The sequence below is a fragment of the Corynebacterium sp. ES2715-CONJ3 genome (assembly GCF_024814365.1).
Lineage (GTDB): Bacteria > Actinomycetota > Actinomycetes > Mycobacteriales > Mycobacteriaceae > Corynebacterium.
In genome coordinates this window covers 278,461-303,531 of record NZ_JANUXS010000001.1, presented here as the reverse complement: position 1 = coordinate 303,531, position 25,071 = coordinate 278,461, and the positions used below count along the sequence as shown (strand labels likewise).

At 52.6% G+C, this 25,071-nt stretch carries 24 protein-coding genes; 7 read left to right on the top strand and 17 right to left on the bottom strand.

Annotated elements, in window-relative coordinates:
• Window positions 1-7: 7 nt before the first annotated feature.
• Both NXT00_RS01405 and aspS read right to left on the bottom strand, forming a co-directional pair.
• Complete coding sequence (locus tag NXT00_RS01405) at window positions 8-1,252, bottom strand: phosphotransferase (protein ID WP_259157770.1); 1,245 nt, start codon at window positions 1,250-1,252, stop codon at window positions 8-10.
• 93 nt (window positions 1,253-1,345) lie between these two features.
• Window positions 1,346-3,145 carry an aspartate--tRNA ligase gene (gene aspS, locus NXT00_RS01400; RefSeq protein ID WP_259157769.1) on the bottom strand — a complete coding sequence of 600 codons (1,800 nt, stop codon included), beginning with the start codon at window positions 3,143-3,145 and terminating at the stop codon, window positions 1,346-1,348.
• Between the two features lie 290 nt (window positions 3,146-3,435).
• On the opposite strand from aspS, the gene NXT00_RS01395 reads away from it, so the two are divergent.
• Window positions 3,436-4,329, top strand: a complete 894-nt coding sequence (locus NXT00_RS01395; protein ID WP_259076661.1) for a neutral zinc metallopeptidase — start codon at window positions 3,436-3,438, stop codon at window positions 4,327-4,329.
• Here NXT00_RS01395 and NXT00_RS01390 read toward each other — a convergent pair.
• The 4 genes from NXT00_RS01390 to NXT00_RS01375 are packed head-to-tail and all read right to left on the bottom strand — an operon-like array spanning window position 4,326 to window position 5,913.
• Window positions 4,326-4,730 (bottom strand): YhgE/Pip family protein, encoded by a 405-nt coding sequence (locus NXT00_RS01390; protein ID WP_259076660.1) that lies wholly within the window; start codon window positions 4,728-4,730, stop codon window positions 4,326-4,328. The genes NXT00_RS01395 and NXT00_RS01390 overlap by 4 nt on opposite strands.
• 15 nt (window positions 4,731-4,745) lie before the next feature.
• Window positions 4,746-5,168 (bottom strand): hypothetical protein, encoded by a 423-nt coding sequence (locus tag NXT00_RS01385; RefSeq protein WP_259157855.1) that lies wholly within the window; start codon window positions 5,166-5,168, stop codon window positions 4,746-4,748.
• Window positions 5,169-5,216: 48 nt separating this feature from the next.
• Window positions 5,217-5,435 (bottom strand): hypothetical protein, encoded by a 219-nt coding sequence (locus tag NXT00_RS01380; RefSeq protein WP_259076658.1) that lies wholly within the window; start codon window positions 5,433-5,435, stop codon window positions 5,217-5,219.
• 13 nt (window positions 5,436-5,448) lie between these two features.
• Window positions 5,449-5,913, bottom strand: a complete 465-nt coding sequence (locus NXT00_RS01375; RefSeq protein WP_259076655.1) for a hypothetical protein — start codon at window positions 5,911-5,913, stop codon at window positions 5,449-5,451.
• A gap of 1,452 nt (window positions 5,914-7,365) precedes the next feature.
• Between NXT00_RS01375 and NXT00_RS01370 the strand changes: the two genes are divergently transcribed.
• Together NXT00_RS01370 and NXT00_RS01365 are read left to right on the top strand one after the other, a co-directional pair.
• Window positions 7,366-8,085, top strand: coding sequence for a hypothetical protein (locus tag NXT00_RS01370; RefSeq protein WP_259076652.1), 720 nt, complete (start codon window positions 7,366-7,368; stop codon window positions 8,083-8,085).
• 39 nt (window positions 8,086-8,124) lie between these two features.
• Window positions 8,125-9,480 (top strand): L-serine ammonia-lyase, encoded by a 1,356-nt coding sequence (locus tag NXT00_RS01365; RefSeq protein ID WP_259076650.1) that lies wholly within the window; start codon window positions 8,125-8,127, stop codon window positions 9,478-9,480.
• A gap of 28 nt (window positions 9,481-9,508) precedes the next feature.
• Here the strand turns inward: NXT00_RS01365 and hisS are convergent, their stop codons facing one another.
• The 3 genes from hisS to tpx form a co-directional block, all read right to left on the bottom strand.
• Entirely contained in the window at window positions 9,509-10,777 is a 1,269-nt protein-coding gene (gene hisS, locus NXT00_RS01360; RefSeq protein WP_259076648.1) for a histidine--tRNA ligase, read from the bottom strand.
• 19 nt (window positions 10,778-10,796) lie between these two features.
• On the bottom strand, window positions 10,797-11,435 hold the full coding sequence (locus NXT00_RS01355) for an MBL fold metallo-hydrolase (RefSeq protein WP_259076645.1): 639 nt from the start codon (window positions 11,433-11,435) through the stop codon (window positions 10,797-10,799).
• Window positions 11,436-11,499: 64 nt separating this feature from the next.
• Complete coding sequence (tpx, locus tag NXT00_RS01350; protein WP_259076643.1) at window positions 11,500-11,997, bottom strand: thiol peroxidase; 498 nt, start codon at window positions 11,995-11,997, stop codon at window positions 11,500-11,502.
• A gap of 209 nt (window positions 11,998-12,206) precedes the next feature.
• Here tpx and NXT00_RS01345 point away from each other — a divergent pair, with 209 nt between their 5' ends.
• From NXT00_RS01345 to NXT00_RS01330, 4 genes are all read left to right on the top strand, one after another.
• Window positions 12,207-13,061, top strand: coding sequence for a peptidylprolyl isomerase (locus tag NXT00_RS01345; RefSeq protein ID WP_259157767.1), 855 nt, complete (start codon window positions 12,207-12,209; stop codon window positions 13,059-13,061).
• A 212-nt stretch (window positions 13,062-13,273) separates the two neighbouring features.
• Window positions 13,274-13,546 carry a hypothetical protein gene (locus NXT00_RS01340; protein WP_259076639.1) on the top strand — a complete coding sequence of 91 codons (273 nt, stop codon included), beginning with the start codon at window positions 13,274-13,276 and terminating at the stop codon, window positions 13,544-13,546.
• A gap of 217 nt (window positions 13,547-13,763) precedes the next feature.
• Complete coding sequence (locus NXT00_RS01335; protein WP_259076636.1) at window positions 13,764-14,057, top strand: hypothetical protein; 294 nt, start codon at window positions 13,764-13,766, stop codon at window positions 14,055-14,057.
• Between the two features lie 238 nt (window positions 14,058-14,295).
• On the top strand, window positions 14,296-14,823 hold the full coding sequence (locus NXT00_RS01330) for a hypothetical protein (RefSeq protein WP_259157765.1): 528 nt from the start codon (window positions 14,296-14,298) through the stop codon (window positions 14,821-14,823).
• 55 nt (window positions 14,824-14,878) lie between these two features.
• Here NXT00_RS01330 and NXT00_RS01325 read toward each other — a convergent pair whose 3' ends face one another.
• The 8 genes from NXT00_RS01325 to ruvA all read right to left on the bottom strand — a co-directional run bounded on the left by NXT00_RS01325 (window position 14,879) and on the right by ruvA (window position 25,060).
• Entirely contained in the window at window positions 14,879-17,152 is a 2,274-nt protein-coding gene (locus tag NXT00_RS01325) for a bifunctional (p)ppGpp synthetase/guanosine-3',5'-bis(diphosphate) 3'-pyrophosphohydrolase (protein WP_259076622.1), read from the bottom strand.
• Window positions 17,153-17,251: 99 nt separating this feature from the next.
• On the bottom strand, window positions 17,252-17,803 hold the full coding sequence (locus NXT00_RS01320) for an adenine phosphoribosyltransferase (protein ID WP_259076620.1): 552 nt from the start codon (window positions 17,801-17,803) through the stop codon (window positions 17,252-17,254).
• 149 nt (window positions 17,804-17,952) lie between these two features.
• Window positions 17,953-19,548, bottom strand: coding sequence for an ABC transporter substrate-binding protein (locus tag NXT00_RS01315; protein WP_259157764.1), 1,596 nt, complete (start codon window positions 19,546-19,548; stop codon window positions 17,953-17,955).
• Between the two features lie 192 nt (window positions 19,549-19,740).
• Entirely contained in the window at window positions 19,741-20,847 is a 1,107-nt protein-coding gene (secF, locus tag NXT00_RS01310) for a protein translocase subunit SecF (RefSeq protein ID WP_259157762.1), read from the bottom strand.
• 1 nt (window position 20,848) lies between these two features.
• Window positions 20,849-22,729, bottom strand: a complete 1,881-nt coding sequence (secD, locus tag NXT00_RS01305) for a protein translocase subunit SecD (protein WP_259076613.1) — start codon at window positions 22,727-22,729, stop codon at window positions 20,849-20,851.
• Between the two features lie 277 nt (window positions 22,730-23,006).
• Complete coding sequence (yajC, locus tag NXT00_RS01300) at window positions 23,007-23,300, bottom strand: preprotein translocase subunit YajC (RefSeq protein ID WP_259076611.1); 294 nt, start codon at window positions 23,298-23,300, stop codon at window positions 23,007-23,009.
• A gap of 51 nt (window positions 23,301-23,351) precedes the next feature.
• Window positions 23,352-24,431 (bottom strand): Holliday junction branch migration DNA helicase RuvB, encoded by a 1,080-nt coding sequence (ruvB, locus tag NXT00_RS01295; RefSeq protein WP_259076600.1) that lies wholly within the window; start codon window positions 24,429-24,431, stop codon window positions 23,352-23,354.
• Window positions 24,432-24,448: 17 nt separating this feature from the next.
• Window positions 24,449-25,060, bottom strand: coding sequence for a Holliday junction branch migration protein RuvA (gene ruvA / locus NXT00_RS01290; protein ID WP_259157758.1), 612 nt, complete (start codon window positions 25,058-25,060; stop codon window positions 24,449-24,451).
• Between the last annotated feature and the right edge of the window lie 11 nt (window positions 25,061-25,071).

Below are 25,071 nucleotides of genomic sequence, written 5' to 3'. Positions count from 1 at the left end.
CATCTACTTAGACGCTCAGCCGGCTGTTCATCGACGCGGCAAACTGTGCGACGTCTAGGATGCCTTCATCAAGATCTCGGGAGGCAAAACGCCGTAGAGCTTCGAAGGTTTGCTGTAAATCCTTTCTTATCAGCAAGACGTCCTCTTCGAGCTTTTGGGCGTTTTCGTCAAATAATTCATGGGCCCACGGGTCCACAGCCTCATATAGTGCCTGCACCAAACGCTCCGTGTTGGAAGCATCTTCGTTGATCGAGGAGAGTAGTTTAGCCTGCTGCGGGTCGTCGAGATCGATATGGGTCAATGCAATGGAAAAGAATGACCAGCCTACTAAGGCGGTAAGGATGCGCATATTTAAGCGAGCTCGGGAGGCTGTATTGGGCCACAAATTTGCCACCTCGTGCACCCAAGCGTCGATAAAGAGATCTGCCTCCTCGTCACTCATGGCTTGGGCCGAAATGAAGTGGGGGAACCCAGCTATGACAGATGCTACATCGAATGTTACATCTCGGAAGCCAGCCCACTCGTAGTCGAGGAAGTGAAGGCGATTTTTGACCACCAGGATATTGTCGGGGCTTAGATCAAAGGGGGTAAAGGCCCGGTGATTTCCGGAAATCAGGCGCCGTGCCGCGGTAGCAGCGACCCGCTTTACTTCGGGCGGAACTTCTATTCCAGCTGTTTCGACCAGTCTAATCCCGAAAGGGATGGACGCCGAAATTAATTCCTCGCGGTAGTTATTGAGAGCTACAATTTCATCGTTTTGATTTAACATTCTCGATAGCAGGATTCGAAAATCAGGCTCACGGCTGGCGGTAGCTGCATGCATTTGTCCTAAAGCTCGCCCTAGCCCACGCAATAGGGTGTCACGAGACGTTTGACTAGCTACGTTAAGTAGATCAGCGACGGTATCACCATCTCCAGCATCGGAGATGATGAGAATTTTTTGAGTGATATCGTGAGCAAGCAGCACTGGGCCAGGACGTACCGATTCCGGCATGCTGGTGGTGAATTGATAGGACGCTATTTCCCGCATGAGCCGCGATTGGGTCGCAGGATGATCGGCACCGGGAAGATATTTGACTACCAGTGATTTTTGCTGCAGAAATGGCGAGGGTTGCACCCTAGCTCTCAGCACCACAGCGCTACCGGATCCAGCAAGTTCTTCGACCTCCGCAAGTCGCTGTTCTCCGCCATAACGTTGAGAGAGTACTGATTCGGCGACTGCGATGATCTCGCTGTGCTGGGGGGAATTCATGAAACCACACCTTTTTCGAGTCAAATAGGTTTAAAGGGGGCTACCCTTACAACTAATGGTTAGCCCCCTCATCTTAGCGGTGATTGCGAACTCTTAGCTCTTTTTCTCAGCTTTCTTAGGCTGGGGCTTGAAATCCACACCGGTCTCCTTACGCTGCTGCGCGGGAATCGGAGCGGGAGCGTCCGTCAGTGGATCGACTCCGCCCCCTGACTTTGGGAAGGCGATCACATCACGGATCGAATCGAATCCTCCCAGAAGCGATACGATGCGGTCCCAACCAAAGGCGATACCACCATGAGGCGGCGCTCCAAAAGCAAAAGCTTCAAGGAGGAAACCAAATTTCTCGGCTGCTTCCTCTTTACTAATGCCCATCACTTTAAATACCCGCTCCTGGATATCCTTGCGATGAATACGAATGGAGCCGCCCCCAATCTCGTTACCGTTGCACACAATATCGTAGGCATAAGCTAAGGCTTGACCAGGATCGGTGTCAAAGGTGTCGAGACACTCAGGCTTAGGCGAGGTGAATGCGTGGTGCACAGCCGTCCACTGTGAATGGCCCAACGCCACGTCGCCCGAGGCGGTTGCATCAGCCGAGGGCTCAAAGAGCGGAGCATCGACAATCCAGGTGAAGGCCCACTCGCCACCCTTGATGAGATCTAGTTTGCGGGCGATCTCATTACGTGCCGCACCTAGCAGCGCGCGTGAGCTCTTGGTGTCACCTGCAGCAAAGAAAATACAATCGCCGGGTTTAGCACCGACATGGGCGGCAATACCAGCACGTTCCGAATCGGATAGATTTTTCGCGACGGGACCAGCTAGTTCGCCCTGATCATCGATAAGGATATATGCGAGACCGCGGGCGCCGCGCTGCTTGGCCCACTCCTGCCAGGCATCAAGCTGGCGTCGAGGTTGCGAGGCGCCACCTTCCATAACAACGGCACCAACGTACTCGTTTTGAAAGACCCTAAATGGTGTATCTTTGAAGAAATCGGTGCACTCGACCAACTTGATATCGAAGCGAAGATCAGGCTTGTCGGAGCCATAATATTTCATCGCATCTGCGTAGGTCATCCGTGGGATCGGCGTGGAAATCTCGTAGCCAATGAGTTTCCACAGTTCCTTAACAATCTCTTCGGCCAACGCAATAACGTCGTCTTGTTCCACAAAGCTCATCTCAATATCGAGCTGCGTGAACTCAGGCTGGCGGTCGGCGCGGAAATCTTCGTCTCGGTAGCAACGCGCAATTTGGTAGTAGCGCTCCATCCCAGCAACCATGAGCAGCTGCTTGAATAGCTGAGGGGATTGTGGCAGCGCGTACCACGAACCAGGGCGCAAACGTGCCGGCACGAGGAAGTCTCGGGCGCCTTCGGGGGTAGAACGAGTGAGAGTTGGGGTTTCGATCTCGACGAAGTTGTGGTGATCGAGAACCGTACGGGCAGCTTTGTTGGCTGCCGAACGCAGGCGTAACGCTCCCCCTTGTGCTGGTCGACGCAAGTCTAGGTAGCGGTATTTCAGTCGAGTTTCCTCGCCCACTTCGCCGCTCTTACTCGAGTCCTCTACTTGGAAAGGCAGCGGCTCTGCTTCGTTGAGCACCTCGATATCGCTGACGTTGACCTCAATATCGCCACTAGCAAGCTGAGGGTTCTCGGAACCCTCCGGGCGTGGTTCAACAGATCCGGTAATTTTAATGCAGAATTCGCTACGCAAGTGGTGTGCCTTTTCGGCCACGTCACTCTCACGGAAGACCACTTGAGCTAGGCCAGAGGAATCCCGTAGATCTATAAATATCACACCACCGTGATCACGACGACGGGAAACCCAACCAGTGAGGGTTACTGTTTCTCCAGCTAGTTCCTTGCGGAGTTCACCGGCGAGATGAGTGCGCAGCACGTGCACCAAATCCTTTCCATTTCTCTCAATAAGTCAAGAATGCAGACTCTCTTCTAAGCAATTCACCTTACACGCGTTGCACGAAGCTCCCAATATTCATCTCCCAGCTTTACCCATAGATTCTTGACCGTCCTATCTCCGAATTTCAGTCCCTGTGATCTCAACTGCCGCAACCGAGTCCGATTACTGAGGCACTCTCTGCTTGCGCAGAAACGTATATGATCAAGAGACTTGTTGTGGACCAGATCAAAACCTGTTCATGCGATGTGATCAGGGTGGAGAGGGAACTAATGACTTTTCGTCATAACCAACGTAAAACTGCCCCCCGAGCTCGTACCGGTGGAGGAACCGGAAAAATCGCCTTGGGCGGAGGGGCAGGAACCATCATCCTTGTGCTGATTGTGTGGGCCCTTGGTGGAAGTCCGCAGGAAATCCTAGGCTTGCTCAACGGCCTTAATAGCCAAGACTCCTCGATGAGCGCGCCGGCGGGTCCGGCCCAATCCCTCGACCATTGCAAGACTGGCGCAGACGCCAACAACTACGTTGATTGCCGTATCGAGTTCACGGCCCTTTCCCTAGATGCTGTGTGGGCACGCGAATTACCACGACAAATTGGAATTAACTACAACAAGCCAGGGCTAGTGATCTTTACCGGCCGCACGCGATCAGCCTGCGGTGTGGCCGGTACCGCAACGGGGCCTTTCTATTGCCCTGGTGATAGGACCGCTTATTTTGATCCGGAATTCTTCCACCAGTTAGAAACACTCGGGGCCCGGAATGCTCCTTTTGCTCAAGAATATATTGTGGCCCATGAATTCGGCCATCATATCCAGCAACTGCAAGGAACACTGGGGCTATCCAACTATAACGATCCCGGCCCAGAGTCGAATGCGGTGCGTATAGAGTTGCAGGCTGATTGCTATGCTGGCATTTGGGCGCATTTTGCCGACAAAGGACCCGATGCTTTTCTGGAACCCGTCACCCGGGAGCAGGTGTTGGATGCACTCGCCGCCGCCCGAAGTGTGGGTGACGATCATATTCAACAACACAGAGGCGGTGAGGTTCGCCCGGACCTTTTCACCCATGGTCGTTCAGATCAGCGCGAAAAGGCCTTTTATGCCGGCTATCGTTCGGGAGAGATGAGCCAGTGCTCCCTCGACGCCATCCTCAATACAACTCGCTAAACGGACATCTCTGGACGGAAATCTCGCATCGTCCACTGCCGACGCCTCTTAGCAGCCAGCATGAATAGGCTCATAAATCCCATACCGATACCTACGAGAACCAGAACAGCTATGACGCCGCGGTGATTAGCGAATATCGAACCGTGATAGATCATCTCCCGCAGAAGATTTACCGAGTAGGACATGGGATCTATGGTATGGAATAAGCGCAGAGAGGTAGGCTGCGTCTCAGGTGGGTGGAGCCCGCCTGAGGAAACCACCTGCAAAGCCATAACTGCAATACACGACACCCGACCAACCGCTGGCCCCAGGAGAGCATTGAAGCCCTGCGTAATGGTGACAAAGCTCAACGAGACCAGGCACATGAATAACCACAAACCCACTTCATGGTGAGCGCGCAACTGTAAGGCACCTGCTTATACTACGAACATCGCTGTAGCCTGCGACAAGCTGATCATCGCTGCTGGAATATAGCTAGCGAGCACCCCGCTGAGCACTCCCGACCCAGAATCGACGGTGCGCCTGCCTAGAAGGCGCAGCAACATGACGATCACAGTGGAACTCTTGAACAACCCCAAAGAAACGAAGATGGGACTCAGTCCTGGACCAAATAGTCCGAGAGAATCCCGCGTTTCTAAGATTGGGACTCGCGTCGATATGCTGGCCGCCGCATTATCGGCACAATGGGGCATCTCATCGCGAGCTTGATGCAATTTCAAAGCTAGTTCGCCACTGCCGGCATCTAAAGTAACTAGCCCACTAGCCAACTGTGCGGCACCCACCGTGAGTTGCTCGGATCCGGCTGCCAACTGGGAGGTGCCGGAGGCAAGTGTGCGAATCCCACGACAAGTTCCGCAGAGCCGCCGTGCAGCAATTTTAGGCCCGACCTAGGCGATTTGCCCCGTGAGTCGCTTGATTGATACCCGATCGATATGCAGCATCAAGGTTGCTGAGCTGATGGTAAATTTCTTTTGCCCCATATTCAGTTGGTGCATCTGAGATATGAGATCCGGTCCCGAGCCTAGGCCACGCGCTCGACTATCGGACACCAGACTATCGGCAGCGTCGACAAGTGCTACTGCTTGGGGAATGCCCGTCAACCGCAACTCGGCACTCTAGTCAGTCAGTGGTACGAGAGCCCTTTTTTTGCGCGGCCACGAGACCAGTAGCGCTGCCGGTAAGTTTTTCTACGCCTTCCGAAAGCTTTTCCGCACCAGCGCCTAGCTGATTGGTGGCAGTTTGTAACTGATTCATACCCGCTGCACGTGCAGCGGCTCCCTCTACCGCGTCCCCTAGCTTCTCGCTAAGTAAGGTGGCACCGTTATCAAGCTCAACAACGCCAGCTTCAGCCCGCCGCATACTCTGTGCAAGCTCCGCGCTACCATCACGGAGTCCGGTAGCCCCCGCTTCCGCTCGAGCATAATCAACATGGAGAGGTGTAGCACCGACACTGGCACGCTCTAAACCTTTATCGATCGTGGAAAATCCCACCACCAATTGGTCGGCGACCTCGGTTCTCAAGTTTTCGCTTATAGTTGCGAGCACTCGTGTCACTACGTGGTTACCGAGGGTGGTTGCAATCAACCCATCAGCATTATCAAAGGCGGCATTAATAATAGCTCGGAGAGGATGGGGACTCGAGGCACTGACAATTGCCTGAGAAAAATCCCGAGGGATCTCCAGCCCAAAGTAGTACGTGCCGCTACCGAACCCCCTCTTTACTTCTGCAGCAGATACAAGATGACAACCAACAGCCTTCCCCTCAATAATTTTTTTAGGGCAACGAGCTCGCCGGCATTGACGTCCTCGCCCTTCACTGTTGCAGGCTGATCGGAGTTGATCAGGGCAACCGGTAATTGGTTGAGCCTACCTATAGGGTCCTAGTAACTCCATACGGAAAGGCCACCAAAAAGAAGCGGAAATAAGACGACACCCAAAATCACCAGCGGCGGCAACGTTCCGCGGCCAAAGCGTCCCAGCTCAGTGCCGATATGGAAAATACTCACAGCTATTTAACTCTCCCACATTCAGCATGCTGGTCCAGGTCTACCTGGTTCTGTGAATCTGGATGGGTCAAATTTAAAAAGATGCACTCTATTCCCGCCGTGTCACTGTTGCAGGAGCTAACGATCACTGGCATTGTAGCGCTGAACGCTCCGAGAATTTCCATACGCTGCTGCCACAGCTTTATACTGCGCAATTGGTCACAACCGTCGACGACCGACAGTCGTGCCTGCGGCCTGGACATTAAAGCCAGCACTATTGTTAGTAGGAATCGCTGATACGGCTCCAAATCTCCTACTATCGTTCTACTGGCTCTCGTATCTGGAATGCAGTCCTCTCCTGTAACACCGCCGGCAAAGCCAAGCGCTGAGACTAAAAACTGATAATATGCGAGATCGTCGATGCTGTTGGGTGTGCGGCGATACCATGGCAGCTGCCAAGCCGCCTGCTCTCGCACCACACTGCGAACTGTCAAACTCAAGGACCCCCGCAAGTCCAATAGCAGAAAAGCGTTCCTGGAGTGAGCGTGAATATTGGAGAAAAAATAACACCTCTTTTGGATTTCATGCGCCCAGCAAAAGTGAAGGAAAGGAGGGTTGATGCTCGTTTACGCGCTGTATAGGGGAATGTTGGCCCTCGATCCGGAACGCTAAAACCCGGGTACTCGTGTCCCGATTAGACTCTCAGCCTTCGGACAATCAAAAGCTCACCCACTGTTTCTTCGACCTCTTCTGAAGCCTCACTTCTTGACATATCAGCCACTAAGCCGCTGGTGTTGGGGTAATAAATTTGATCCCTCTAGCTAGTTTAATCCGATATTGCCGCACTGAAACCCACAAGGTCTGACCGCGTCTATAACCGGGACGGTAAGCAAACCATGCGCCCATAATTTTTCCAATCTCCGCCCTTCCACTTATTCTCTTTATTCTCTGTGACTTGAGCTGTTCCACCCGCATCCGTAATGACGCCACCCGTTTCACCTATCGAACAATTTTCGACCCTTGCGGCAGTATTTTTAGTTACAGTCAAGATATGGATTCCGCGACGACCGACTCCCACGTCCACCGTGCTTGGCCCTTCCTAGCAGCTTTCAATGATATCGAAAGCCTTTTGCGCGGTGAATTACAAGCCCCTCACCACGAAAGTTTTCGGCAACTTGTCTATGGTGCTGTTAAAGACAAATTACTAAGTAAAGATCAAGCTCAGATGCTGATCGATTTTGCCGAGCTTCGTAACGCCCTTGCGCACGGTGCCTATGATGAAGACTTCGAACCGATTGCCGAGCCCAATGAGAAAACGGTGCGCCAAATCGTCGCGCTACGGAAAATGCTACACACGACGCCTCCGGTAATGCAGGTGCTGCCCCCACAAAAGGTCCGCATCTTCAAACCACATCATCCTATTGTCCAGCTGCTGAGTTCTCGTGTGAACAAGTACCCGATCTACAAAGGAGATATATTCCAGAGATTATTGATTCCCGCCGATATCATCGACTATTTGCGCGACAGTTCTTCGCAATGGACAATCCCTGAAACGCTGCGAGTTGAGGACATAATAGCCCAGTCAGCCAAGCACCGACCTGTAGTTTTTCTCGATCAACTCGCTACGGTCCCCGAGGTTATCACAGCACTGAATACAATCGGTGAGTCCGAACGTCCGCAGGCGGTCATCATCACAGCTCATGGGCGGCGCGATGAGAAAGCGATACGTCTGATAACAGCAAGCGAAGCAATCCGCCTAGCGCAGAGCTAACGGTGCTCCTTTCCGTGCCATTTATTACGATCGCCAATTATGACTATCAGCGTGAAGGATCTTTTCAGTATCGGGATTGGCCCGTCATCGTCCCATACTGTCGGACCCATGCGGGCCGCTAAAATCTTTGCCGAAACCGCCGCCCTGCAACCTGGCGATCATGTGACGATCACTCTGTATGGCTCGCTTGCGGCTACCGGGAAGGGTCACGGGACCGACCGTGCCATACTTTTAGGTCTAGCAGGCTATGCCCCGGAAACTATATCCCCTCATACAACACCGGTATATGGAACCGCTATTCCTGTAGACGGTAAGATCGCTGAAATCACGTATCACCTAGAGTTCTCACCCGTACCCCTCGCCGAACACCCCAACGCACTCACCTTCGCAACTGATGCGATCAGCCGTAGATATTTCTCGGTAGGTGGCGGCTTTGTTGTCAGCGCAGATGACCTCGGGATATCTCAGCGTTTAGCTAACACCGCCAGCTCCGCGAGCTCCCGAGAGCCTCATCCATTTCATTCCGCACACGAGCTATTAAAACTGACACGGAGTATCCGGCTCCCGATTCCGGACATTATCGTAGCCAACGAAAGCGCTATCGATAACTCAGGCCTCGACGTCTGTGCCTATCTTGACCTGGTATGGCAACATATGCAAGAGTGCGTCCGCTCGGGTCTGACAACACGCGGGGTACTGCCAGGTGGATTGCATATTGCGCGCCGGGCGCCCGATCTTTATGCGCGTCTCACCACCCTTGAGGACGCAGAGCACCAGGATATTTTAGCGGGTATGGAATGGCTCAACGTCTACGCTTTAGCTGTCAATGAGGAAAACGCAGTGGGCGGAAGAGTTGTGACTGCGCCCACCAACGGTGCCGCGGGTATCATCCCAGCAGTCATGCACTATATAAGAGATTTTCGGAAGCCGAGCAACCCCATGTGGCACCGCGACTTCCTCCTGACCACAGGAGCTATAGGGATAATAATCAAGAAAAATGCCTCCATTTCCGGGGCCGAGGTTGGCTGCCAGGGAGAGGTTGGTTCTGCGGCTGCTATGGCGAGTGCCGGATTGGCCCAAGTTTTGGGCGCAAGCCCTTCACATATCGAAAATGCTGCCGAAATCGCACTTGAACATAATTTAGGTTTGACGTGCGATCCGGTAGGCGGCCTTGTACAAATCCCCTGTATCGAAAGAAATGCAATTGCAGCTGTTAAGGCTGTCAATGCGGCGCGTCTGGCCCTGCTCGGCAGTGGTCTGCACCGAGTTTCACTCGACGATGTCATCCAAACAATGGCCGAAACCGGCCGCGATATGATGAGCAAATATAAAGAAACCTCCACGGGTGGTCTCGCAGTCACCCTAGGTTTGCCGGTCTCTCTAACCGAATGTTAGACAGCGGCTGCGCCAGAGGGCTGATCCTTTATATATCGAGCACGTATTCAATCACCTTATTGCGGGCAACCTCGATCTGTTCGTGAGTTTTGAGGTTCTTCACGCTCACCACCCCGGCTGCCAGCTCGGAATCGCCAATCACCACAGCGATCCGCGCCCCCGCACGATCTGCGCCCTTCATGGCCCCTTTCAGCCCGCGATCGCCGTAGGCCATATCCGCACTAATCCCCGCGGCACGCAGCTCATCGATAATTTTCACCATAGCGCTTTTCGCTTCGCCGCCTAAGGCGATGCCATATACTTCAACTTTACTATTATCGGTGAGGCTTCGGTTTTCCGCATCGAGCGCCAGCAGAGCTCTGTCAATTCCGAGACCGAAACCGATTCCGGAGAGGTCTTGACCTCCTAATTGTGACATCAGGCCATCATAGCGGCCCCCGCCCCCGATTCCGGACTGCGCACCCAGACCGTCGTGGACGAATTCAAAACAGGTCTTGGTATAATAGTCTAAGCCGCGCACCATACGAGGATTGATTTCATAGTGCACCTCCAGGTCGTCGAGATGCCCCGTTAGTTTTTCGAAGTGGGCTTGGCTCTCGGCAGACAGATAATCTAGCATCAGCGGAGCGTTATGAGTCATCTCTTGGACCTCTGCACGCTTATCATCTAAGACTCGCAGCGGATTTAATGCAGCACGGCGACGAGTTTCCTCATCGAGCGGTAAAGTGAACAAGAATTCTTGCAGCTTTTCACGGTATTGTGGTCGGCAATGGCGGTCACCCAAACTTGTCAACTCGAGGCGGTAGCCTGTGAGCCCGATGCTTCGGAAGCATCGATCAGCTAGCGCAATGACTTCGGCATCAAGGGCGGGATCGTCCACTCCAATAGCCTCAACGCCCATTTGTTGCAACTGCCTGTAGCGTCCGGCTTGCGGGCGCTCATAGCGGAAAAATGGCCCCTGATAGCAAAGTTTAACGGGAAGCTGTCCGCGATCCAGGTTATGCTCGATTACCGCGCGCATGACACCCGCCGTGCCCTCAGGGCGCAGGGTCACAGAGCGGTTTCCACGATCCGCGAAGGTATACATCTCCTTGGAGACCACATCCGTTGATTCCCCTACACCGCGGGCGAAAAGTGAAGTTTCTTCAAAGATTGGCAACTCGATATGCTCAAATCCGGCGCGGTGGGCGTGGTTGAGAAATGTATCACGAACTGCTAAGAATTCACGCGATCGTGGGGGAATATAATCGGGGACGCCCTTAGGGGCGGAGATTTTGGAGAGCTTCTTTTCAGACACGAATTTCAACCTTAGTGAGTTATGCGAATTTAGCAAGAAATGGATTTGAGCGTTTTTCTTCACGTATCGTGGTCAAAGCCCCGTGTCCGGGAAGCACATCGAGGGTATCGTCCAGGGCCATCACTTCCTCCCTCAATGACTTCTCCATATCTGCTGGGGAAGAAGTAGGTAGATCAGTGCGTCCAATGGTTCCTTGGAACAGCACATCTCCAGTAAAGACGACCTTTTTTCCAACCAGAAGTATGGATCCGGCTGTGTGCCCAGGCGCGTGACGAACACTCAGCACCTCCTCTCCGACATTCAAGGTATCTAAATGTCGGAGAGCCTGTAGATTTTTTACTTGAGGCATGTGGTGGGCTCGAAATAGCACGCGCGATTCGTCGCTGAGGCCGGCCCCACCGTCAAGCATAAAAGCGTCGTCAGGGTGAATATAGACCGGTATATTAAAGCGATTCCCCAGTTCGGCGGCGCTGCGAGTGTGATCGAGGTGCCCATGAGTGAGCACGATACGCTCGGGATCTACTCGCTCAGTGCGACAGTGAGCTACTACTTTATCGATGGCATGCATACCTGGGTCGATAATTGTTGCCCGCCCCTCATACGTCAGAATATAGCAATTCGTTTGGTAGGGGCCCGTGGGGAATCCGAATATCTTCATGCCAACCACATTAAAGCACCTGGAGGGCGGGCTCCAAGAAGTTTTGGGATACGAACTCTAACTTTTAGCCCAGCACCGCAAGTGCCGCATCATAACTAGGCTCTTGCGCGATTTCTTCGACAAGCTCCACGTGGCGGACGATACCACTCTCATCAACCACGATGACCGCCCGGGCGAGCAAACCAGCGAGTGGAGAGCCAGCAAGAAGAACTCCCATATTTTTTCCGAAACTGGAGCGGAAACTCGAAACAGTTTCGACCTTGTTAATGCCCTCTGCCCCGCAGAATCGAGATTGCGCGAAGGGAAGATCTGCCGAGATACAGAGGATGACTGTATTGTCCAGTTGCGAGGCTTTTTCATTGAAGACTCGAACCGATTGGGCACATACCCCCGTATCTACCGAGGGGAATATATTAAGTATAAGACGCTTGCCTTCAAAATCGGCATTCGTTACTTCGCTTAGGTCTCCTTTAACGAGCGCGAATGATGGTAGTTTGTCGCCGACCACCGGGAGGTCTCCGACTAGTGGAACTTCGTTTCCGTGGAAATGTGTAGTACTCATAGTCTTCAAGAGTAGCGCCACTTCACCGACTTCACCGTCGATAGGCTAAAGTCGTTGAACGGGGACGATATCGAATCAGTCCGTGGGCTTTTCCCTTGATCGTCTGATGAACTCTGTTCCCGCTTCACTCCCACCTTGGCAGTTGATGACCGACGGGGTGGGGGCAGCCTGCTCCATCACTAGCATACGTCGAAGATTAAGGAATTTTGGTGAGCGATAACAAACAACGTCGTGAAGAAGCACTACGCGATTTGGAGAAGGAGATTGCTTCGCGGGATCGAGCCGAGCGCCTTAAACCACTGGGATTGATTCTCACTGCAGCTTTAGCAATTGTGGTTATCGTAGGCGGCGTTGTTCTCGCAGTGAAGTACACCGGTGATGACGCCAGCAATTCAGCGGCGGAGTCAATCGATCAAGAGAACTCTTTTGCAGCCGAACCTCTGACTCTAGCCCGCGCTGAGTCTCTGCAGGATACGGTAAGTTGCGACTACGCTGAGTCTGGTACTGCTGCAAAGAAGGTGAGCTTGCCAGATACATCCAATATCCAGGCAACTGGCACAGTATCTGCAACAATGACTACGAATAGCGGCGAGATCAATCTCGACCTCGATCGCTCGGTTTCCCCCTGCACGGTTAATGCCTTCACGCACTTAGCTTCAGAGGGCTATTTCAACGACACCGTCTGTCACCGTCTGACTACGTCCGAAGGCCTGAAAGTACTGCAGTGCGGTGACCCCACCGGAACTGGCACTGGTGGGCCTGGCTTTAGTTTCGCCAACGAGTACCCCACCGACGAAGCGTCTGAGGATGCGGCAACTTTACCGGTGATCTATCCCCGCGGCGCCATCGCAATGGCTAATTCAGGCCCTGATACCAATGGCTCGCAATTCTTCCTTAACTACGGCGATTCCACCCTCCCTCCCCAATACACCTACTTTGGCAAGATCGATGAAGCTGGTCTTAAGACCTTAGATGCTATCGCCAAGGAAGGTGTCGACGGCGACGCGATGGACGGTGCACCAGCCAAAGAAGTCAAGATTTCTAAGGTAACCGTGGGCTCTTAGATCTTCCGGGCCACCTACCCAGCGAAAATACCCGATGCTCGAGAATGACCTCTGGCATCGGGTATTTCCATATGCACAGGCTACGATCTTGGCTAGCGCCCTTGAAAAAACTGAAGAACTTCCCTATCTTGGTCACTGTAGGCGTATCTGGAATATTGACATCTTCAACGCCAGATTCACTTCACTTACTCTCATCTCGAAAGAAGGCTTTTATGAAGCGCTTTTCCCGTTCCACTGTTGCTGCCCTGGCTCTGTCTGCAGCCATGATTGGTGGCGCGACTACCCCCGCTATCGCCGCTGAGGCCCCGAAGGATGACTCCTTCTTTGCTGGACTCGCCTTTATGTCCTCGGAAACCGATGCCAACGGCAATACCATCCCCAGCCCTGACAAGGTCAAGGATTTTATCAAAATGATCAGTGATATCCTGCGCACCCTGGAATCTCTCACCAGCCTCGCCGGCAAAGCAAATAACCTATTTGGTTAATGCGGGTTATCGCAAATGCGGTGACAGTTGCCCTTGAATGGGGGCAAGTTAAAAACACTCGAAGGGCGAAGTTAGAAATTGACACAAGTTGTGAGACAATTACTGTCACAAGCGAGAGGAAAATTTCTTCCGCCCGGCTTCATTCTTAGCATTGCTTTCACTCATGCTAAGATCAAAGCACTCAACACAGATCTACCCTCTTAATAAAAGGATAAGTATGAAAATTATTCGCACCGCCGTGGCTTCCATTGCCACCGCTGCTCTGTTGACCACTGGAACCGCCGCTGTTTCCCAGGCTGCGACCACTACTTCAACCTCCACTGCCCCTGATTCACCTAAGCCAACCGGTGAGCGCTCATCCTCCGAGGACCTTCAGGCTGGTTCCCAGGATGCAAACGGCAATATCTCCGCCAAGAAGATTGGTGAATGGATCGGGGTTATCACCAGCGTCATCAGCGTTTTGGGTGCCCTGCTAGGCTTCCTCGCTAAGGCTCAGAAGCAACTTTTCTAATTCGGTAACTACAGTAACGCCGTAGCTACGTACAGTTATTTTGACGAGTGGAATCTCTTTGCAGAGAATCCACTCGTCTCCTTGTTTCTACGTTTGCTAATGTCTTTAGCAGACCATCAGCTCTATCAACTGATGTGATTCACGGCCGTCACTTTTACCGCCTTAGTTCTGAGACGGAACTGGGACGGCTGACGCAGGAAACATCATATACGCTCCACAAGAAAGCTCAGAAACAATCATGAAAAAGTTAAAGCGGAACCTAGCCACAACCATCGCTTTGAGTATTGCGCTCAGCACCACCGTCTCGCCAGTCACCGCAGCAGAACCTCCTGCTGTACCGACGACTAGCGCGCCGATGGCTTCTCCAGAGGAGACGTCCGTACAAATACCCGTAACCACCACTCCCTCCGCAAGTGCGTCAGAGACCACCAGTGAGGTCCCACTCCCGGAGAAAACCTCCACAACTAAAGCCCCTTCTCCTACCACCGAACCTAAGCCTGAGAAACCGAGTAAAGAGGGCTCCAGCTTCAAAAACGTCCTCTTGGCTCTCATCAATGCCATCACTGGAGGTAATCTCTCCAATCTTCTCGGGCTGGGAGGAGATGCTAATAAGGGTGGCACTAATAACGAAGCAACAGAGGATAAAGAGCCCCAAACCGACCTGGAAAAAGCCACCGCTTGGATCGGTATAGCGGCCACCATCTTTAGCGCTCTCGGGGCACTTTTTGGCCTGGTTGCTAAAGCTCGAGAATTATTGAAGATTTAAGCTAACAGCAAGGAACTGCACCTACCCGCACGAGGGAGGTGCAGTTAAATTATGTTCACAGCACTCGGTAGACATCGAAAACGCCCTCAATGTTTCGAAGTTGCACCATGAGCGCTCCCAGTTGCTTTTTATCAGATACCGTAAATTTAAAGCGCACTGTCGCGATATGATCATCGGCTGCTGTTGAACTCATCGACAGGACAACAACCTTCTGCTCACTAACTACCTTGGTAATTTCCATTAAGAGGCCGGTGCGATCGAGCGCCTGCAGCTCGAGATCCGCCTGAAATACCCCTCCGCTACCTTCGTGTGCCCATGACACTTCTTTTAGGCGCTCTGGTTCTTTACGCAGTTGAGGCGCATTGCGACAATCTGCTCGATGGACACTGACTCCCCCACCGCGGGTAACATAACCAAAAATCTCGTCCCCTGGTACCGGCGTGCAGCACTGTGCGAGTTTAGCCATAACATCAGGAACATCTTCAACGAGGACACCAGCCTCGGAGGTTGCGGGAACTCGACTCGATACCAGCTCGCTAAAGGGTGTGCGTGAAACGAGATCATCCTCGGCGTCGTCGAGATCACCAAATTTAGCTATTAGTCTCTTTGTTACATGAGCTGCCGACACCGTACCTGCACCGATTGCGGTATAGAGCGCATCTACATCGTTATAGTGCAGTTCCCGAGACACTGCCTTCATTGATTCCGCGGTGAAAAGACGGTGTAGCGGTAAACCCCCGCGCTGAATTTCGGCGGCGAGCGCGTCACGTCCGGCATCGAGGTACTCCTCGCGGCGCTCTTTAGCAAACCACTGTCGAATTTTTGCCTTTGCGCGAGGGCTGACTACAAAATCCTGCCAATCTCGAGAGGGGCCGGCCTGGCTATCTTTGGAGGTGAAGATCTCCACTCGGTCGCCGCTGTCCAAGGTGGATTCTAGAGCAACGAGCTTGCCATTGATCTTAGCCCCGATACAGCGGTGCCCCACCTCTGTGTGGACCGCATAGGCAAAGTCAACGGGGGTTGACTTAACTGGAAGACTGATGACATCACCGTGGGGTGTGAATACAAATATTTGCTTAGCGGTGAGATCAAAGCGGAGGGAGTCTAAGAATTCATTGGGATCGGCTGCCTCTCGTTGCCAGTCGAGTAATTGGCGCATCCAGGACATCTGATCGACCTCGGATTCGCCACCCTTCTGCGAACCTTTAGTTTCCTTATAGCGCCAGTGAGCTGCAATACCGTATTCAGCATTGAAGTGCATCTCCCGGGTCCTGATCTGAATCTCGAGTGGTTTGCCACCCTCGCCCATCACCGTAGTGTGGAGGGATTGATAGACTCCAAATTTTGGACTTGAAATATAGTCCTTGAATCGCCCTGGCATGGCCGCGAAGAGGGAGTGCGCTACGCCCACCGCGGCGTAGCAGTTATGCACCGTGTCGGTGAGGATGCGAATTCCAACCAGGTCAAAGATCTCGTCGAATTCTTTGCCGCGAATGATCATCTTTTGGTAGATAGACCAGTAATGTTTCGGCCGACCCATCACTTCGGCTTCGATATTAGCCTCTTTGAGCCCTTGATGAAGTTGATCAATAATCTCGGTTAAGTATCGGTCCCGTGAGGGGGCCCGGTCGGCAACTAATCGGACCACTTCCTCATACTTCTTGGGATAGAGGATAGCGAAAGCCAAATCCTCCAACTCCCACTTCACGCTCGCCATGCCAAGACGGTGTGCCAAAGGTGCGATCACTTCGAGTGTTTCGCGGGCCTTCTTTGCCTGCTTTTCTGGCGGTAAGAAGCGCATAGTACGCATATTATGAAGCCGGTCGGCTACCTTAATAACGACCACTCGCGGATCTTGGGCCATTGCGACGATCATCTTTCGTATCGTCTCAGCCTCGGCCGCCGCTCCCAATGCGACTTTATCGAGCTTGGTGACGCCATCGACTAACCTAGCTACTTCTTCGCCAAATTCCATCGATAGATCGTGGATTGTATAGTCTTCGCAATCTTCGACGGTGTCGTGGAGGAGGGCTGCAATAAGCGTGGTGGTGTCCATACCAATTTCGGCAGCGATCGTGGCCACCGCTAACGGATGGGTGATATAAGGCTCCCCCGACTTTCGCAGAACACCAGCATGGAGTTTTTCTGCGGTGTCATAGGCGCGCGAGAGAGTCGCTATGTCGGCCTTCGGATGAAATTGCCGGTGAATACTCAAAAGTGGATCTAATACAGGATTTACTTTTACGCGGTTGCTGGTTAAGCTCCGCGCCAAGCGAGCTGACATGCTGCGCACAGTAGATGGCTGTTTATTAGTACTGCGTTGACTCATCTCATCTCAGCTTTCCCTATTAGCCCTGTCTTAACTTTGAATTTAACAATACCCGTACCGAGAGAGACTTCGTCGATATCGGAAAGATAAGATATGCGGTTAATCGTTAACCACAAATACTGGAGCTTGATCAATACGATGACGACCACCTAAGCCAGCAACTTCCAGCACGACGCCATAACCGGTCACGGTGCCGCCGAGTTCTGAGATCAAATTGGTAGCGGCAATAAGGGTTCCCCCGGTGGCGAGGACGTCGTCGATAAGCACGACCTTTTTGCCCTGGAGGTCAATGCCAGAAGCCGGCAATTCCAAAGCGGCGGTCCCATATTCAAGTGCGTATTCCTGGGTGTGCACCGGCGGAGGCAGCTTTCCTTTTTTACGAATGGCTAGGATGCCCAAACCGAGCCTGTAGGCTACTGCCGAACCGAGAAGAAAGCCCCTGGCATCTAGACCACCAATGAGGTCTGCGCCCATCTTCTGTGCCGCCGCTGCAAGGTCATCCACCAGTAATGAGAAGGCTTCACCGTCAGCGAGGACTGGGGTTAGGTCTTCAAAAATTACCCCTTGAACTGGGAAGTCCTTGACGAAGCGAGTTTTCTCGGAGAGTGCTTGCTGAGAATTGGCGAAGCGGGCTGTTCGGGCAACGGTCATGGTTTTCAGTCAAACTTTCTGTCAATCGAGGACTAGGCCTCATCCAACCGCCTGAAGTGAGCGGAATCGAGGTTATAGCTTCATACCCCTAAAAGGTATGAGGAATTTGGTCTAGCAGCAAATCTCAGAATTCACCTTCGGGGGCAGCCTTACTCCTGCCAGCGATCAATATTCCAGCTCAGTCCGTAGAGATCGGTATTTTCCACCACGTTGGCGATCTTCTTGTCAATGATATAAATACGGGGTTCTACAGCGATGGGGATACTGGGGACTAAATCCCAACTGCGTTGTTCGGCTTCACGAGTCGCGCCTATATTCGATGTAGAGGTAGCTCGGATCGGGAACTCTAGCATAGGGTCGACAGAGAGCAGATTGGCATCAGCTCCCCCTTCTTGGCTGTAGTACACCCCGAATTCATTGCTAAGAACCTCAGATAGATTCCCTAAACTAGGTGCTTCGCGGGATACATCGACAATAGATACGCCAGCGTCTTGACAAGAATCCGCAATCGCCTGCACCATAGCAGCCTTTCTTTTATCAGGGCCGAAATACCCAATGCGGACGGTTTGACCGCTGATGCGGGTAGCTGCAGGTATATCTGTTCCGCGGTGCGGATCGGTGATATCACGCATTTTGAGGTGGACGGGGTCCTGGGGTCTCACGGTGCGCACGGTCGTGGCAGGGGTGTCTACACCTGAAAACTCTTTACTGATATGCGCCAGCCGGGGCTGATCAATGCAGGCGGCAAAAGCGCGTCGGTTCTCAGGGTCAGCAAAGATACCTCCACTGCCAAGAACCAGTTGTTCACTGAGAACTCCAGGCTTATATATGATAGTAAAGGGGTTATTTGGGTCGTTTCTATTGACCCACGAGGCCTGAGAGGTCGAGGCTACTTCCGCGATTTGAATATCTCCACGCCCAGCTAAAGTCTGAATATCCGAACCAGAGGGCCACACAATCAAACGCTCGAGAGCAGACTTTTCACCAAAGTACCGCTCGTTACGCACCAGAGTAACTTCCCCACTCGATCCTATGGATTCAATCTTTAGTGGTCCTGAGCTTATTTGCAGCTCGGGGTCGAATTGATCGAGGTTGAACCCTGTGTTCCAAATCTGAGCGATAGGTTCCATTGCCGCAGGGTCTCGGGATTTCAGCACGTTGCTAAAAACGTCCAATGGCATGTCCAGCTTCGCTGCAATTGCATGCGCAGGCAGCAGAGTCCCCGCATTGAAAAGATGACGCCATCGTTCGCCGAAGTTATCTTTGAAAACTACTATGGCTAGCTTCCCACCGGGTACGCACTCAACGCTGTCAACCTGCTGATAGAGGGGCATAGCAGAATCAAAAATTGGCCTTTGGGTGGCCGCGGTAAATGCGAGAAGGAAGGAATCGCATGTTATGGGAGCGCCGTCAGAATAGACTGCTTTATCGGAGATTTGAATCTGAACACGCTGTTGCGCACCCGGCAGGAGCCTAGCGTCCATCAGATCCGAATTGGGTATTGTCTGTCCCTCAGGTCCAGTGACGTAAATACCTGGGTACAGCCTTCCTGCTAGTTCGTGGGCATTCGTGGATCGTCCCAAACTCGAACCTACATTCGTAGTCAATAAGGGGCGATCGACGGCGTAGCCAAAGATATGTGGTGAAGAATCTTCCCGGGACGATGGGGAGGAGCATCCAGCTAAGACGGCTGCCAAAGAACTAAGGAGCGCTACGCATACACGCCCCCACATTTCGTGCTTCATAACGACCCCTTGTTAGATATGTTATTAGATCCAAGCCTAGTTCTTTAAGAGCCGTTGCAACTAATTTTTCGCTCTCCCAAAGGAATGTGAAGGTCACAATATATCTGTGCTCGACCTTATTGCACAAAGACAAACTCCCGATCACCTCTCAAAGTAGTGATCGGGAGTAAACCTTCATTATTTATACTCGGTTTAAACTCTACGAGGGCGCCAAGAGCTAGGGCCTCGATGATTGAGATCTGGTCCCTGAATCTGTCGTTTCGGCGCTCCATCAAGGTCCGCTAAAACGTCGGCATCAATGCGACCAGTTTCCTGTAACTGTTCAACAGCCACATTATGTTCCTTAGTCTTAGCTGAGCGGTTCTTCAGAGAAACGAGGAAGGGGGTAGCAAGGAAGATCGATGAAATGGTACCTTCGATCACACCGATAAGCTGCACCAGCGCCAAATCTTTGAGCGTTCCCACGCCCATGAGCCATACAGCAACAACCATCAGCGCGATCATGGGTAGTACCGAAATCACAGTTGTAGAAATCGAGCGCATGACCGTCTGGTTGATTGCAAGATTGGCATGCTCGGCATAAGTCATTTTTCGATTGCCTAGATAACCAGCGGTATTCTCCCCCACCTTATCGAAAACAATCACCGTGTCGTAGAGAGAGAAGGCAAGTACAGTCAAAAGACCGATAACGGTGGCTGGCGTTACCTCAAAGCCGAAGAGGGCATAGAGTCCGGTGATGAAAACGAGGTCCACACCGAGTGCTCCTAGGGCGGCCACAGCCATCTCCCGCTGGAGGCGGATTGCTATATAGATGAAGACCGCCAGTAGGAAAACGCCCATCGATATAAACATCCGGTTGGTAATTGTTGAACCCCATGATTCCGAAACGGTAGAATCACCAATCACATCAGGGGTAGCCTCGCCAACAAGGTTTTCTGGCTGGTACTCATCGAAGATCGCTCGACGCGCGCTGTCGATCTGCTCTTGGGTGAGCCTTTCGGAATTGATCTCTAAAATACGAGTGTCGCCGGACCCGACGATCTGAACCAGTGCAGGTTCAATTCCAGTAGCTTCCTCGAAGGTTTGCGAAACTGCTACCTTGTCAAGGTTGCCGGCAGGCATATTCATCTTGGTGCCGCCCTGGAAATCAATTCCCAAATTAAAGCCGCGGAAAAGAATGCACAGTAAGCAGACCACAATGATGGCAAGCGTGACCATATAGCTCACCCGGCGCTTGCCGACGAAATCCAACCCACCCTCACCGGTGAAGATTTTTTCCAAAGTCGTTTTCGAAGACATATTACTTCTCCTCATTCGAGGTAGGGGCTTGAGGCTGCGCTGCTGTGGCCATCTCTGGCGCAGCTGTGTCCAGCGGGGCAGATATGTTGTTGCGCGCTACGTAATCAAAAACTCGACCCAGACCGTTGGCCGCAGGCTGAGCAGTCCACGGACGACGCGACGCAAGTATGACCAAAGGTGCCGTGAAGAGGAAGGTAATGAGCAAATCAAATACCGTAGTCAGACCTAATGTAAAGGCGAATCCCTTAACTTCGCCTACTGCAAGAAGATAAACCACGACTGCAGCGATAATCGTAACGAAGTTACCAGTGATAATGGTGTTCTTGGCTCTGTCCCATGCATGGGGCACCGCTGAGCGGAACGTTCGGCCGTTGCGGATTTCATCCTTGATACGTTCGTAGATCACCACGAAAGAGTCGGCGGTGGTACCAATGCCGATGATCAAACCAGCGATACCAGCTAGATCGAGAGAATAACCGATGAGTCGACCCAGCAAAACTAGGGAACCGTAGACAAAGAGTCCAGACATGATCAGAGAAACAAGAGAAATCACGCCAAAAAAGCGGTAGAAATACAGGCTGAAAAGAGCCACTAAAATCAACCCGACGAGGCCCGCTATCAATCCAGCCTTGAGGGAGGCCACACCTAAGGATGCGGGGACAGTGATGGCCGTTCCACCTTGTTCGCCATTTTCACCGGCGAAGGACAGAGGTAGGGCGCCATACCTGAGATTATTAGCTAAATCCTGAGCTTCCTTATTAGTGAATTTACCTGTGATGGAAGTAGCCGAACCAATGGGAGTTGGGGACTGGATCACTGGAGCGGAAATCACCTTGGAATCAAGGGTGATGGCTACGTTGCGCTTGAGATAGTCCTGCGTGAGCTTAGCCCATGTAGCAGAGCCTTCGGAACCACCATCCGACTTGAAAGCGAAACTAATTTCCATCTGACCAGTCTGGGAGTTAAGACCTCCTGTAATAGGTCGGGCGGTGTCGATTTCCTCACCAGTCAAGCGCTTCGCTTGTGGCCCTTCTGTCTCGCCTACGAGCAAAGGTGCGGGGTCTAGAATATAGACTTGGGAATCCTCTTCGGAATCAGCCGAGCCGGGGTCGCAAGCCACCAGAGGTTTGGCTGGGTCGTCACTGCCTTGGAGGAGGTCTGGGTTGTCGTCGCAAATCAGCAGCGTTGCCGCTGCAAATTGGCGGAGTGGATCACTCGATTGGCGATCCTCATGCATGACTTCGAGAATTTTTTCCCGGCGCGCCGCAGATTCAATGGAATTTTGGGGAGCTTGCGGAGCTTTGGCAGTCACCGTGATCGTCGATATATCCGCGGCATCTTTTTGCTCCGCGTTATCTTTGCTGCTTTCTTCATTCGCAGCGAAAGAAGAGATCTTCTCCAATTTTTCATTGAGCTGATCGGGGCTAGCTACTCCTGCCTCGACCCAGCGATTAGCCATATCTTGGACCACTGGGATCAGCTTTGAAGTATCGAAGTCTCCTGGGTTGGCTACAGGCCTAAAGAGTAGCTGTGAGGTTTGCCCAACAGCTCGAGCCTGAGAGGTGTCTTCTCCGGGGACTGTGATGACAAGGGTCGAGCCATCGATGATGACACTTGCACCAGAGACTCCCATACCGTTGACACGATTTTCCAAAATGGTTCGTGCTTGTGCGAGTTGGTCTTGGGTCGGATCGGAGCCTTGCGGGACAAGGGTCACGCGGGTGCCGCCCTGGAGATCAATACCCAACTTGGGGCTCGCGCTGCGATCGCCGGTGAAAAAAATGAGGGCGTAGACTAAGACGAGAAGGGTGATGAATCCCGCAATGGCTCTCTTGGGCCACTGCTCCCATCGACTTCCGCCGCTTCGTGTTGTCGAAGCCAATGAAGTTTCTCCTTGTATCGGATGTGTAATGAAGGTTATCGAGGTGCCCCTTCCCTTAAGGAAGATACCTCGTCGCCGAGTGTGTTAACCCGCTTGACATAGGCCAAGCTAACAACCTGAATCTATCCTAGACCCAACTTCTCGACAGTTTGTATATGCACCCAGCTATGCTACGCCATGGTTCGACCGATCGGCGATTTTCTAAGAGGAAGTCTCATATATAGTGGAGGTCCCTGCGGGTTGAACCCGTGGGGACCTTGAGCGAGAAAGCCTGCTTTTAAGCGTCTTCGTGATCTGGAAGGGTGCGTTGCTCCTGGGTGAGGTTGCGCACGACTACTGCCTTTTCCCACGTGCTAACTACCCCAGGGGAAGTTTCTAGCTCCACGGTTGCTTCCGCTATGCCTACAACGGTGCCGTGGAGACCTGCGGTCGTAAGAACTTGATCGTTAATCATGAGGGCCTCTTGGAGCTCATGGATTTCTTGAATTTTGCGCCGTTGTTTCCTTTGCATGAGGAAACTAGGCACAAAAACCACTGCCAGAATTAGAATGAGAAGAAAAATTGAATCCATACACCCAGTGTGCCAGATAGCTAAGGGAAAGTTGGAAAACTCACACCCTTTTTAGCGCAGTCCGGTTCCAGGGCACCCCTCGGGTGGTTCCAGATCTAGATGGCGCCATGCTGCTTGGGTGGCCACACGCCCCCGCCCGGTGCGGCTAATCATACCGGCGCGAACTAGGTATGGTTCACACACTTCTTCGACTGTCGATGCTTCTTCCCCGACGGCTATGGCTAGAGTCGATACTCCTACGGGACCGCCTCCATGGCTCTTGATAAGTGCCTCCAAGACCGCGCGATCGAGACGATCGAGTCCCATCTCGTCTACATCGAAGACAAGTAATGCGGCCCTAGCTGCTTGCAGATCGATATAGCCGGTGCCATGAACCTCGGCGTAGTCCCGAACCCGTCGCAGGAGACGGTTAGCGATGCGTGGTGTACCTCTGGAACGAGAGGCGATTTCCACAGCTGCCACCGGTTCTATTTCAACGCCCATGATCGTAGCGGCCCGACTCACAACCTTGGTGAGTTCTGGAGTGTCGTAGAATTCCATCTGCGCAGTAAAACCGAAGCGATCGCGCAACGGTCCGGTGAGCATGCCCGAACGAGTAGTTGCTCCCACGAGGGTAAATGGGGCTAGTTCCAGCGGGATTGAAGTGGCACCCGGTCCCTTGCCGACGATCACATCGATCCGAAAATCTTCCATCGCCATATAGAGCATCTCTTCTGCAGGTCGCGCCATCCGGTGTATTTCATCGATGAAGAGGACATCACCCTCCATGAGATTAGACAGCATTGCGGCGAGATCACCAGCACGCTCCAGTGCCGGGCCAGAGGTCATCCTCAAGCTCGTACCCATCTCATAGGCAATAATCATCGCCATCGTCGTCTTTCCAAGACCGGGAGGGCCGGAAAGCAGAACATGGTCGGGGGTTACTCCGCGGTTCTTCGCTCCGGTGAGTACAAGATCGAGTTGATCGCGGACCTTTGGTTGGCCGATGAACTCCGTCAAACTACGCGGTCGCAGCGTGGTTTCCACATCGTTTTCCCCGTCGTTTATGGTGGGGTTGATGGGCGCATCGGGACGACGGTGCCCCGAAGACGGTTGGGGGAGTTCAAATTCGGTTTTCTCTACGCTAGCCATAATTTTTCCGCAGTTGCTCAGTTCGTTCTATTCTTCCCAAGCGCCGCCAGGGTTGCGCGCAGCGCAGCAGATGTTGTGATGTCAGGGGATTCGTTTAGTACCGCGGCCAGAATTGGCGCCGCTATTTTTTCACTGAATCCCAGACCCACTAGGGCTTCGAGCACTTGATCGGCAATGGCGGAATGGGTGTCGATAGCTAAGGTATTCGCTTCGCTCTCGGCGCTTCCAAAACTGGTGACCTTGTCTTTGAGATCAACGATTAGGCGCTCAGCCATGCGCTTGCCCACTCCAGGAATTTTTTGCAGCCCCTTAATATCATGTTCGGATATCAGTGTCGAAAGCTCTTCGGCATCGTAAAAGCTTTGTATCGCTATAGCGAGCTTGGGACCCAGACCCGAAACGCTTTGCAAGAGTGCGAACATATCTCGATCATCAGAATGCCGAAAGCCGTAGAGCGTTTGCGAATCCTCGCGCACAATCATGCTAACCAGCATGAAAGTCTCTTCGCCGCGGCGCAGTGTTCCAAGGGTTTTAGGGCTAGCGACTACCTCGTAGCCGACCCCGTGGCATTCAATAACTGCACTTTTTAAGGTGATATCAACGACGTGCCCCCGTAAGGAAACGATCATAATCGCCTGCC